Here is a 10,674-nt window from a genome sequence, read left to right as displayed (position 1 = left end):
TGCATCGCCGATGGTAGTGTGGGGTTTCCCCATGTGAGAGTAGGTCATCGTCAAGATTCATTTCGCAAAACCCCTATCTGCGCGAGCAGGTAGGGGTTTTGTCTTTTCTGGCCGGGTTCAACTGCGGGCTAACTCCGCCAGGTGAGCGGTGGCTTCTTCGCTCTTTAGCACCAACACATCGCCTTGCAGCGTATCCAGCACCACTTCGGAAGTATTGCCAATCAATGCTCCGGAAATACCGGTACGTGCGACGGTACCAATCACGGTGACCACCGCATCGAGTTTTTTCTCGAAATGCGGAATCAGCACATCGGCTGGCCCTTCTTCGACATGCAAGCGCTCTTCGCTGATGTCATATTCCGCCTGGAACGCACGACACGCTTCCCGATAACGTTGGTCGATGGTCTCGCTGAGTTGATACACAGGGTCCGACGCCGACAACATAGGTGAGGGATGGGCACTGATGACATGTAGTTGGCCTTTGGCCAGGCCTGCAATCGCATACCCGTGATCAACAATGGCCGTATGCAGTCTGCGATGATCGTCATCCTGGTTACCGACATCCACGGCAGCAAGTACGACGCCACCTGTCCACGGGCGTTCGCTCTTGACCATCAACACCGCGCAAGGGCAGAGGCGCAGCAGCTTCCAGTCGCTGGGTGTAAGCAGTGCCTTTTTCAGAGGATTGTCCGGCCGGTGCTCCTTGATCACCAACTCGCAACCTTCAGCCTGCTGCACATTGATGATCGATTCGTGCAAGGTGTCATGCCAGGCCTGTTCATGGCTGACGTCGTCATACCCGTCATCGTGCAATTGGCTGCTCAACAGGCTGAGTAATGCACTATGGTCGTGTCTCTTGTCGCACATCAGCAAATGCAGCCGTGCACCGGTCACCCCTGCAATCAGCTTGGCCCGGGTCAACGCGCGGCTGTGGGCATGATCAGGGTCGAGGACGACGAGAATGCTACGAACAGCTTGCATGGGCGTGAACTCCCTTCATGATGGTGGCCAATGCCTGACTATAGTCGGCGCCCCTCGTGCCGGCGCTTGATGTACATCAAGCATAGTCACTGGCGCTCCCCATCGCCGCCGGTATAATCGCCGGTCCCGTCTGTTCTGTGTGGTTGCACATCTATGTCCCTGATCCCCGAAATTGACGCCTTCCTCGGCTGTCCTACTCCAGACGCCTGGATCGAAGCGGCGCTCGCCGACCAGGAAACCTTGCTGATCGACCACAAGAATTGCGAGTTCAAGGCCGCCAGTACGGCATTGAGCCTTATGGCCAAGTACAACACCCATCTTGACCTGATCAACATGATGTCGCGCCTCGCCCGTGAAGAGCTGGTGCACCATGAGCAGGTGCTGCGCCTGATGAAACGCCGTGGTGTGCCATTGCGGCCGGTGTCGGCAGGGCGCTACGCATCCGGGTTGCGCCGCCTGGTGCGTGCCCATGAACCGGTCAAGCTGGTGGACACACTAGTGGTGGGGGCATTCATCGAAGCACGCAGCTGCGAGCGCTTTGCTGCGTTGGTACCACACCTGGATGAAGAACTCGGCAGGTTCTACCACGGCTTGCTTAAAAGCGAGGCGCGCCATTACCAAGGCTATCTGAAGCTTGCGCATCAGTATGGGGAGGAAGGGGATATCGCCAAGCGCGTGCTGTTGGTGCGCGAAGCTGAAGCTGAGTTGATTCAGTCTCCAGACCAGGAACTACGGTTTCACAGCGGTATCCCAATGGCGCAGGCCGCCTGATTTGCAGCAGGCGGCACCACGCGGACCAGCTATCAGGAGCGACGTCCCAGCAGCAGCCCTATCACCAGGCCAAAGCCCGCAGAAATCGCAACGGTCTGCCACGGGTGGCCGCCGATATAGTCATGGGTGGCTTCTACCACCGGTTGTGCTTTGGCGCGTACTTGGCCGGCGGCCTCACGTGCCTGGCGAAGTTTCAGGCTGACCTGGGCGCGCAGTGTGTCGGCCTCTTCGCCGACCAGGGAGGCGCTGTCGTTGAGCAGCTTCTCCGACTCTTCGATCAATGCCTGCAGCTCACTGAATACCTGATCCTTGATTTGATCGCTGTCGGTCAGTGCGGCAGTTTTTCGGGCCATGAACTCGTCCTCGTCGATGGGGTGGTTAAGCAATGGATGCCAGCGCGCCCGGAAAGTTGCGATGGCTTACCGAAGAAGCGGCGCCACGGTGTAATATAGCGGCCATTTTAAGCAGGCAGGCAGGTAGGTTCATGAGTTTCAATCTGGCCAACAGGAGCTTCGAGGAACGGGCACAGATCGAGGCGGAAAAGGCCCGGCTTTTCGAAATGTGGCAGAACAACCTGGGCAAGGCCAAGGCTGATGCTGCGCGGCTGATCTCGGAAAAACCACGTCGCAAGGGCAAGTGGGCCGAGTGGGTGCGTGCCGAGCTGGAAGGTATGTCGCCGCCTGAATACGCCGGCATGGTGCGCAGCGAGGTCAACAAGATGATGGCCGCCGCCAGCTCCAGCCGCTGAAGCAATTTAACCGCTCACCAGTTCAGGCTGCCGCCTTTGGGCAGGTCGAGCTTGCCCTCATCAGTGAAGCGCACGGTGCCCAACGGCCCGCCGGCCAGTTTGCCGCGCAGTACGTAGGGCATGCCCTGCAGCGATTCAAGCGTGCTCAAACCATAGGCCTGGCGCAGGAATGCGAATGCTGTGATGCTTACCGGCACCACCACCACCGCTTCGCCATAGCGGCCGATATGGCCCTGCTGGTCACTTACCCCAGAGGCCAGCGGTTGGCCGTTCACCTCCAGATTCAACGCTATGCCTTTGTAGTCGACTGTTGCCTCGTTGGGGTTCTGCACGCGCATCTTCACCGCCATGCGCATTTCCAGTTCCTGGCCGGCAAGCGGTTCGATGCCGATCACGCTGATATTGAGCGGGTCGCGCGGCTGAAACAGCGCACAGGCATTGAGCCCAATGGCCATCAAGGTGACGATCAACAGGCGGGCGCAGCGTTGTAAACGGGCAGTCATTGCAATGGACCTTACCAACAGAGTCTGACCTGCAGTGTGGCAAATGCACGGCAGCGTTGAAAGTGGCAGGGCTGTCCCGCGGCGTAAGCAACCCATCGCCGCAAGCTACGGACAACTGACGGCAATCAGCCAAACACCGCCAAGAGGTCTTGCGCAAACGCTAGCTGAGCTTCCCCAGGCGCTTGCGCCCGATGCCTGGCCAAGGTAAACGGCACTACGAAATCCAACGTGGGGTCCAGTGCCCGCAACAACCCTTGGCGCTCCCAGCTTGCAGCACAATGGCACGGCAGATAACCGATATGCCGCCCCGACAGGATGAACGTCAGCACACTCTCTATCTGCTCGGCTACCGCCATGCTGCGCCGGCTCTGAAACGGCTCGCCACCTTTGAGAAAACGATAGGGATGCCGTACCTGGTCCGCTTCCAGCAACTGTTCCCGCGTCACGTGCAGCGTGCCAAACAACGGGTGCTCCTTGCCGCAGTACAATCGCTGCCGCTCCTCGAACAATGGCTGGTAGTCGAACGCTGCCTGGTTACCGGAGAAATAACTAATGGCGTAGTCCAGGCGCTGCTCCAGCAGTAGCCGCTCAAGCTCCGCCGGTGGTGCGCTGATCAGTTCCAACTGCACCGATTCCTCGCGCTCGCGAAAGCGGTTAATGGCAGACGCTAGCTGCAGGCTGACAGTTGCGTCCTGGTTCTCCGCCATGCCCACCCGCACCGTCCCCAGCAAACGCCCAGCCACACCATTGGCCTGCTGACGAAACTGTTCGATGCTCAACAGCAAGCCGCGAGCGGCCTCTAGTAGCAGCAGGCCTTTTTCGGTGAGGTGAAAGCCGCGCTTGCCACGGCTGCACAGGCGATACCCCAGTCGCGCCTCCAGTTGCGCCATGCGCTGGCTGATGGTGGGCTGGCTCAAGCCCGAAACCCCTTGGGCGGCGCTGAAGCCGCCGGCCTCGACTACAGTGACGAACAGCCGCAACAGATGCAGGTCAGGGTCGTGCAGTTGTCCGAGCATCACATTGCTCCCGATGAATGTCAGCTTTGCAAACTTGCCATTCTTGCAATGTAACCCGGATGGCATGCTGGCGGCATCCACCCATTAGCCGAGGTGTCCGTCATGCGTCGAATGTTGTGTCTGCTACCCCTGATTCTGGCCTTGCCCCTGCAGGCCGAAGAAAAGGTCGTCAACCTCTACAGCTGGGCGGATTACGTCGCCCCGCAAACCTTGCAGCGCTTCGAGCAGGAAACCGGCTACAAGGTGCGCTACGACACGTTCGACACCACCGAAGTCCTCGAAACCAAGCTGTTGACCGGTGGCAGTGGCTACGACGTTGTGGTGCCCTCGGCCACTGTGTTGGCGCGGGCGCTAAAGGCCAGTGCCCTGCAGCCGCTGGATGCGCAGGCCATGCCTGGCTACGCCAACCTCGATAAGGACCTGCTGGCCAAACTGGCAGAAACCGACCCCGGCAACCGCTTTGCGGTGCCTTACACCTGGGGCACGTTGGGCCTGGGGGTCAATGTCGAGGCTGTGCGCCAACGCCTGGGTGATGTACCGCTGGACAGCCTGGACCTGCTGTTCAAGCCCGAGTATGCCAGCCGGCTAAAGGCGTGCGGCATCGCCATGCCCGACTCGCCGCAGGAGGTAATTGGCGTGGCCTTGAACTACCTGGGCAAGGACCCGTACAGCCAGGACAAGGCCGACCTTGCCGCAGCGCAGAACCTGCTGAACCAGTTGCAGCCTTCGATCAGCTACGTCGCCAACGGCCGGCAGATCAACGACCTGGCCAACGGCAGCGTATGCCTGGCGTTGACCTACAACGGCGACGCAGCCATGGCCGCCGATCAGGCCCGTCGCGCGGGTAAGCCGTTCGAGCTGATCTACCGCATCCCCCGTGAAGGGACGCTGCTCTGGCAGGACAACCTGGTCATTCCCAAGGACGCCCCGCACCCAGAGGCGGCCCGCGCGTTCATCGCGTTCATGCTCAAGCCCGAATCGGTTGCCGCGCTGACCAATACGCTGTTCTTTGCCAACGCCAACCAGGCAGCAACGCCCTTGGTCGACGAGGCCGTGCGCAATGACCCGGATATCTACCCCCCGGCCGCGGTGCGTGAGCGCCTGTTTGCCGACCGCAGCATGGCGCTGTCCGACCTGCGCCAGCGCAACCGCCTGTGGACGGCATTCCGTACTCGGCAGTGACCCATAACGACAAAGGAGCCCGACCGTGGAGCAAGCCCTGAGCAACGATCAAGCGATGACCCGCGACAGCCTGTATGGCACCGCTGCAGAAAGTACCTATGCCGGTATCACCAGTTTCGCCCGCCGCCGCTATAGCCGCGACCTGCGCGGGGTGGATGTGGTGGTCAGCGGTGTGCCGTTCGACACCGCTACCAGCAATCGCCCTGGCGCCCGTTTCGGGCCACGTGCGCTCCGCGCCGCCTCGGTGCAGCAGGCCTGGGCGCGCCACTGGCCATGGACGTTCGACCCGTTCGACCATCTGGCCGTCATCGACTACGGCGATTGCGCGTTCGACAGTGGCACCCCGCAATCGGTACCGGACAGTATCGAGGCCCACGCCACGCACGTGCTCGAGGCGGGCTGCGCCATGCTCACCCTCGGCGGCGACCACTTCATCAGTTATCCGCTGCTCAAGGCCCATGCCCGGCGTCATGGGCCACTGGCACTGATCCATTTCGATGCCCACAGCGACACCTGGCCGGACGAGGAGGGCCAGCGCATCGACCATGGCACCATGTTCTGGCACGCCGCCCGCGAGGGCCTGGTGGACCCGTCCTGCTCTGTGCAGATCGGGCTGCGCACCACCAATGACGACACCCAGGGTTTCGCCGTTGTCGATGCCCGACAGGTGCACCGCCAAGGCACAGAGGCGGTGATCGCGTCGATCCGCCAGCGGGTCGGCGAGCGGCCGGTGTACCTGACCTTCGACATCGACTGCCTCGACCCCGCCTATGCGCCAGGCACCGGCACGCCTGTGTGCGGCGGGCTGAGCACGGTCCAGGCGCTGGAGATACTCGGCGGCTTGCGCGGTATCAACCTGGTAGGCATGGACCTGGTCGAGGTGGCACCGGCTTATGACCATGCCGATATCACGGCGCTGGCCGGCGCGACCCTGGCCATGGAGATGCTGTGCCTGTATGCGGCGCGGCACAAGGTCGATGTCCCTGGCTGATCAGTGGGGCCGCATGGCTGCTCCCGCAGGTTCATACTGAAACATCAGGAATCGCATTCACACTTTTGCCGCGAACCCCTAGCGCCTTAGGCTATCCAACGCATGAGGCGCGCCTTTTCGTACATGAGGTGAAGCATGAATCTGACATTTCCAACTCTGGCCATCGGCCTGTTGCTGTGCTTGCCCGCACACGCGGCGCCCGTGCAACCGCTGCAGCTGGCCGCCAGCAACAACAACCCCTACAACAGCCCGATCCAGCGCGCCAACCCCAACAGTCGCCAGGGCAGCGTGCAGGCCACACCGCCGGTGCGTGGCCCTTCGACCGCTCCTATTCAGCGCACACCGTCCCTGGACAACCGCGGCATCGGCAACGGTGACAATCTGCGCCGCCAGCAGCAGGCCCCCAATCTGGAACCCACCCGGCCACCGCGCGACACCCAACGTGCGCCTTGAGCCCCTCATCGAAAGGAATCATCAATGATCAGAGCCACCAAGCTGACCACGCTGGCTGCTGCCGCACTGCTGCCATTGCTTGCGCACGCTGCCGCCGAGCAGCAGTTCCCGACCGAGGAAGGGCAGATCACTGTCAGCACCGTGGCTGATGGCCTGCGCAACCCGTGGGCGCTGGCATTCCTGCCGGGTGGCAAGGACATGCTGGTCACCGAACGCCCCGGCAACCTGCGCCTGGTCAATGCCGAAGGCAAGGTGGGGCCACCTATCAACGGTGTGCCCAAGGTCTGGGCAGAAGGTCAGGGCGGGCTGCTCGACGTGGTGTTGTCACCTGAGTTCGCCAAGGACCGCACCCTGTACCTTTCTTATGCCGAAGCGGGCAACGATGGCAAGGCTGGCACTGCAGTCGGCCGTGGGCAATTGTCCGAGGACCGCGCCCGCCTGGAGAACTTCAACGTGATTTTCCGCCAGCAGCCCAAGCTGTCGGTCGGCAACCATTTCGGCTCGCGGCTGGTGTTCGACCGTAACGGTTACCTGTTCATCGCCCTGGGCGAGAACAACCAGCGCCCAACCGCCCAGGACCTGGACAAACTGCAAGGCAAGATCGTGCGTATTCTGCCTGATGGCGAAGTGCCCAAGGACAACCCCTTCGTTGGCAAAAACAACGTACGACCGGAAATCTGGTCCTTCGGCCACCGCAATCAGCAAGGCGCCGCGCTCAACCCCTGGACCGGCAAGCTGTGGACCCACGAACATGGCCCACGTGGCGGTGATGAGATCAACATTCCGCAAGCGGGCAAGAACTACGGTTGGCCGATCGCCACGCACGGCATCAACTATTCGCTGCTGCCGATCCCCGAAGCCAAGGGCGAACACGTCGACGGCATGGTCGACCCGCACCATGTTTGGGAAAAATCGCCTGGCATCAGCGGCATGGCCTTCTATGACAGCCCGACGTTCAAAGCGTGGGATCACAACCTGTTCATAGGTGCACTGGCCACTCAGGAGTTGATTCGGCTGCAGCTCGAGGGGGACAAGATCGTCCATGAAGAGCGCCTGCTGGGTGACCTGAAGGCGCGTATTCGTGACGTGCGGGTTGGGCCGGACGGTTACCTGTATGTGCTGACCGATGACAAGGACGGCCTGTTGTTGAAAGTTGGACTGAGCGACGGTTGAAGCCCGTTGCCGGCGACACGGCCGATGATGATAATGCCGCATGACGCTCGATCCCAGCTCGCTGTACAACAAGGCCCTGGTTGACCAAGGCTACGCGCCCGACCCGGCTCAAGCCCAGGCCGTCAGCGCCCTGCAAGCCTGCTTCGAGGCCATCGAGCGCGGGCGTACAGCCCAGGGCATCTACCTTTGGGGCCCGGTCGGCCGCGGCAAGACCTGGCTTATGGACCTGTTCCACCGTTGCCTGAGCATCCCGGCCCGACGCCAGCATTTCCACCATTTCATGGCCTGGGTGCACCAGCGCCTGTTCCAGCTCAACGGCACCGCCGACCCGCTGCAAGCGCTGGCCCGCGAACTGGCCGGGGACATCCGCGTGCTGTGCTTCGACGAGTTGTTCGTCAGCGATATCGGCGACGCGATCATCCTCGGCCGCTTGTTCCAAGTGCTGTTCGATCATGGGGTGGTGGTGGTCGCCACCTCCAACCAGCCGCCGCAGCAGCTGTACCGTGACGGTTTCAACCGCGAGCGTTTCCTGCCGGCCATCAGCGCCATCGAGCGGCATATGCAGGTGCTTGCAGTGGCCGGTGAGCAGGACCACCGGCTTCACCCTGGGGCCGCCTGCCAGCGCTATTGGGTAGCTGAAGCGGGCAAGGCAGGGGCGCTTGCAGCGGTGTTCGCGCAGCTCAGCCCTGCTGAGCCGGGCAGTGCAGAGCCCTTGTCGATAGGCCCACGGCAAATTCAAGTGGTCAGGCACAGCCCGCAGGCGCTCTGGTGCCGTTTCAGCGACCTTTGCGAGCAGCCACTGGCCGCCATGGAATTCATGGCGTTGTGCGACCGTTTCCCGGCGATTCTGGTCGAAGGCATACCTGCATTGAGCGGTCAGCAGCGTGCGGGGCGAATTGCCCGTGGTACCGAGGATGGTGCTGCACGCGTGGAGGCGGGCGATCGCCAGCTGCCGGCGCTGTCACCCAAGGATGATGCCGTGCGGCGTTTCATTGCCCTGGTCGACGAATGCTATGACCGCAAGGTCGCGTTGTACCTGGAAGCGCAGGTACCGCTCGAAGCGCTCTACACTCAAGGGTATCTGGCGTTCCCGTACCAACGGACCCTGAGCCGGCTACGGGAGATGCAACTGCAACGCTTCGCTTGAAGGAGTTGCCCCATGGAGCCGCTGTCACACCATCTGCTGACCCAGGCCTACAACAATGGCTGGGCCAATCACCGCCTGTACAAGGCGTGCCTGCAACTGACCCAGGACGAGTTCGTCGCCCCGCGTTGCAGCTTCTTCCCGTCGATCAAGGCCACCCTCAACCATTTGCTGACGGTGGACTGGTTCTACTTGCACATGCTCGAGTGCGAGCAGCGTGGCGAGGCGCCTGAGCCTGATGGCGAGCGGTTCTTCGACCCGGAACAACCGTTTGCCACGTGTACCGACCTGCATGCCCAGCAGGTCCAGGCCGACCGGCGGCTGATCACCTACTGCAGCGCGCTGCATGACGACCAGTTGGCCCGCTACGTGAGCATCGTGCGGCCCGACCGCGTGCAGCGCGAACAACGTGTACGCCTTCTTGCGCACCTGTTCGAGCACCAGGTTCATCACCGTGGCCAGGTGCATGCGATGCTCAGCGGCACGGCGGTGCGGCCACCACAGCTGGATGAGTTTTTCTGCGAGGAGGAAGCCGTGTTGCGGGTAGGGGACTTTGCCGAGTTGGGCTGGACCGAAGGGCAAGTCTGGAAGCAGCAGGGGCCGCGCTGACACAAACGGCGTAATCACTGTGGGGGCGGCCTTGTTTCGCGAATGGGGCGCAAAGCGCCCCCAGACGACGTTACTGCCCCAGCCACTCGATCAGCGTCTTGTTGAAGCGCCGTGGCTCTTCGATCTGCGGCGCATGCCCCATGCCCTCGAACGTCACCAGCTCACCCTGCGCAATCAGCTTGGCCACCTGGGGCCCCAAATCCTTGTAGTGACCCAACCGCGCCTTCACCTCCGGCGGGGCAATATCACTGCCAATAGCGGTTGTGTCCTGATCGCCGATCATCAGCAAGGTCGGCATCTTCAAATCCTTGAACTCGTGGTACACCGGCTGGGTGAAGATCATGTCGTAGATCAACGCCGAGTTCCACGCCACCGCTTCGTGCCCTGGGCCTTTGTTCAGCCCTACCAGCATCTGCACCCAGCGCTCGTATTCAGGCTTCCAGCGCCCCGCGTAGTACGTCTTGCGCTCGTACTCGCGTACGCCCTCGGCATCGAGCTTGAGTTCGCGGGCATACCATTGGTCCACCGTGCGGTACGGTACGCCCAGAGCCTTCCAGTCTTCCAGGCCGATGGGGTTGACCATCGCCAGGCGCTCGACCTGCTGGGGGTACATCAGCGCGTAGCGGGTAGCCAGCATGCCGCCGGTGGAATGGCCAAGGATAACCGCCCGCTTGATGCCCAGTTGGTCCAGCAGGGCATGGGTGTTGTCGGCCAGCTGCTGGAAACTGTACTGGTAGTAGTCCGGCTTGCTCGATGTGCAGAAGCCGACCTGGTCTGGGGCGATGACCCGGTAGCCAGCCTCGCTCAGCGCGTCGATCGTGGTTTCCCAGGTGGCGGCGCAGAAGTTCTTGCCGTGCATCAGCACCACGCTGCGGCCATTGGCCTGGCCTTTGGCCGGCACATCCATGTAGCCCATCTGCAGGCGCTGGCCCTGTGACTGGAAGTCGAAATGCTTGAGCGGGTGAGGGTAACTGAAGCCTTCGAGCTGTTTGCCGTAGGTGGGCGGTTCGGCGGCGATGGCCGGGGCGCCGACGAGGCAGGCCAGGGCCAGGGCGGTTGCGCGCAGCATAGGGGCACTCCATGTAGGACCATGTAGGAAAGGG

The 10,674-nt window shown here is 62.0% G+C and carries 13 protein-coding genes; 8 read left to right on the top strand and 5 right to left on the bottom strand.

Annotated elements, in window-relative coordinates; all coding sequences use genetic code 11:
• Positions 1-117: 117 nt before the first annotated feature.
• Positions 118-981, bottom strand: a complete 864-nt coding sequence (locus ACNQPL_RS16905) for a universal stress protein (RefSeq protein ID WP_416467307.1) — start codon at positions 979-981, stop codon at positions 118-120.
• Between the two features lie 153 nt (positions 982-1,134).
• Here ACNQPL_RS16905 and ACNQPL_RS16900 point away from each other — a divergent pair, with 153 nt between their 5' ends.
• Entirely contained in the window at positions 1,135-1,752 is a 618-nt protein-coding gene (locus ACNQPL_RS16900; protein ID WP_346616143.1) for a tRNA-(ms[2]io[6]A)-hydroxylase, read from the top strand.
• A gap of 32 nt (positions 1,753-1,784) precedes the next feature.
• Here ACNQPL_RS16900 and ACNQPL_RS16895 read toward each other — a convergent pair whose 3' ends face one another.
• Positions 1,785-2,105 carry a DUF883 family protein gene (locus ACNQPL_RS16895; protein ID WP_346616142.1) on the bottom strand — a complete coding sequence of 107 codons (321 nt, stop codon included), beginning with the start codon at positions 2,103-2,105 and terminating at the stop codon, positions 1,785-1,787.
• Positions 2,106-2,236: 131 nt separating this feature from the next.
• Here ACNQPL_RS16895 and ACNQPL_RS16890 point away from each other — a divergent pair, with 131 nt between their 5' ends.
• Positions 2,237-2,500: a hypothetical protein gene (locus tag ACNQPL_RS16890; protein WP_346616141.1), complete on the top strand. Its 264-nt coding sequence runs from the start codon at positions 2,237-2,239 to the stop codon at positions 2,498-2,500.
• A 14-nt stretch (positions 2,501-2,514) separates the two neighbouring features.
• On the opposite strand, the gene ACNQPL_RS16885 is transcribed toward ACNQPL_RS16890, so the two are convergent.
• Together ACNQPL_RS16885 and ACNQPL_RS16880 are read right to left on the bottom strand one after the other, a co-directional pair.
• Complete coding sequence (locus ACNQPL_RS16885; protein ID WP_416467306.1) at positions 2,515-3,003, bottom strand: LEA type 2 family protein; 489 nt, start codon at positions 3,001-3,003, stop codon at positions 2,515-2,517.
• 125 nt (positions 3,004-3,128) lie between these two features.
• Positions 3,129-4,019 (bottom strand): LysR family transcriptional regulator, encoded by an 891-nt coding sequence (locus tag ACNQPL_RS16880; RefSeq protein ID WP_416467305.1) that lies wholly within the window; start codon positions 4,017-4,019, stop codon positions 3,129-3,131.
• Positions 4,020-4,121: 102 nt separating this feature from the next.
• On the opposite strand from ACNQPL_RS16880, the gene ACNQPL_RS16875 reads away from it, so the two are divergent.
• The 6 genes from ACNQPL_RS16875 (at position 4,122) to ACNQPL_RS16850 (ending at position 9,571) form a co-directional block, all read left to right on the top strand.
• Positions 4,122-5,201 (top strand): extracellular solute-binding protein, encoded by a 1,080-nt coding sequence (locus ACNQPL_RS16875; RefSeq protein ID WP_416467304.1) that lies wholly within the window; start codon positions 4,122-4,124, stop codon positions 5,199-5,201.
• Between the two features lie 25 nt (positions 5,202-5,226).
• Positions 5,227-6,192 (top strand): agmatinase, encoded by a 966-nt coding sequence (gene speB / locus ACNQPL_RS16870; RefSeq protein ID WP_416467303.1) that lies wholly within the window; start codon positions 5,227-5,229, stop codon positions 6,190-6,192.
• A 135-nt stretch (positions 6,193-6,327) separates the two neighbouring features.
• A complete protein-coding gene (locus ACNQPL_RS16865; protein ID WP_346616136.1) occupies positions 6,328-6,645 on the top strand; it encodes a hypothetical protein in 318 nt (105 codons plus the stop codon).
• Between the two features lie 24 nt (positions 6,646-6,669).
• Positions 6,670-7,818 carry a PQQ-dependent sugar dehydrogenase gene (locus ACNQPL_RS16860; protein WP_416467302.1) on the top strand — a complete coding sequence of 383 codons (1,149 nt, stop codon included), beginning with the start codon at positions 6,670-6,672 and terminating at the stop codon, positions 7,816-7,818.
• A 40-nt stretch (positions 7,819-7,858) separates the two neighbouring features.
• Positions 7,859-8,965, top strand: coding sequence for a cell division protein ZapE (zapE, locus tag ACNQPL_RS16855; protein ID WP_416467301.1), 1,107 nt, complete (start codon positions 7,859-7,861; stop codon positions 8,963-8,965).
• Positions 8,966-8,977: 12 nt separating this feature from the next.
• Positions 8,978-9,571, top strand: coding sequence for a DinB family protein (locus ACNQPL_RS16850; protein ID WP_416467300.1), 594 nt, complete (start codon positions 8,978-8,980; stop codon positions 9,569-9,571).
• A 70-nt stretch (positions 9,572-9,641) separates the two neighbouring features.
• On the opposite strand, the gene ACNQPL_RS16845 is transcribed toward ACNQPL_RS16850, so the two are convergent.
• On the bottom strand, positions 9,642-10,640 hold the full coding sequence (locus ACNQPL_RS16845; RefSeq protein ID WP_346616132.1) for an alpha/beta hydrolase: 999 nt from the start codon (positions 10,638-10,640) through the stop codon (positions 9,642-9,644).
• Positions 10,641-10,674 lie beyond the last annotated feature (34 nt).

The sequence above is a fragment of the Pseudomonas sp. LFS044 genome (genome assembly GCF_047978245.1).
GTDB lineage: Bacteria > Pseudomonadota > Gammaproteobacteria > Pseudomonadales > Pseudomonadaceae > Aquipseudomonas.
This window is presented reverse-complemented; position numbering and strand designations above follow the sequence as displayed.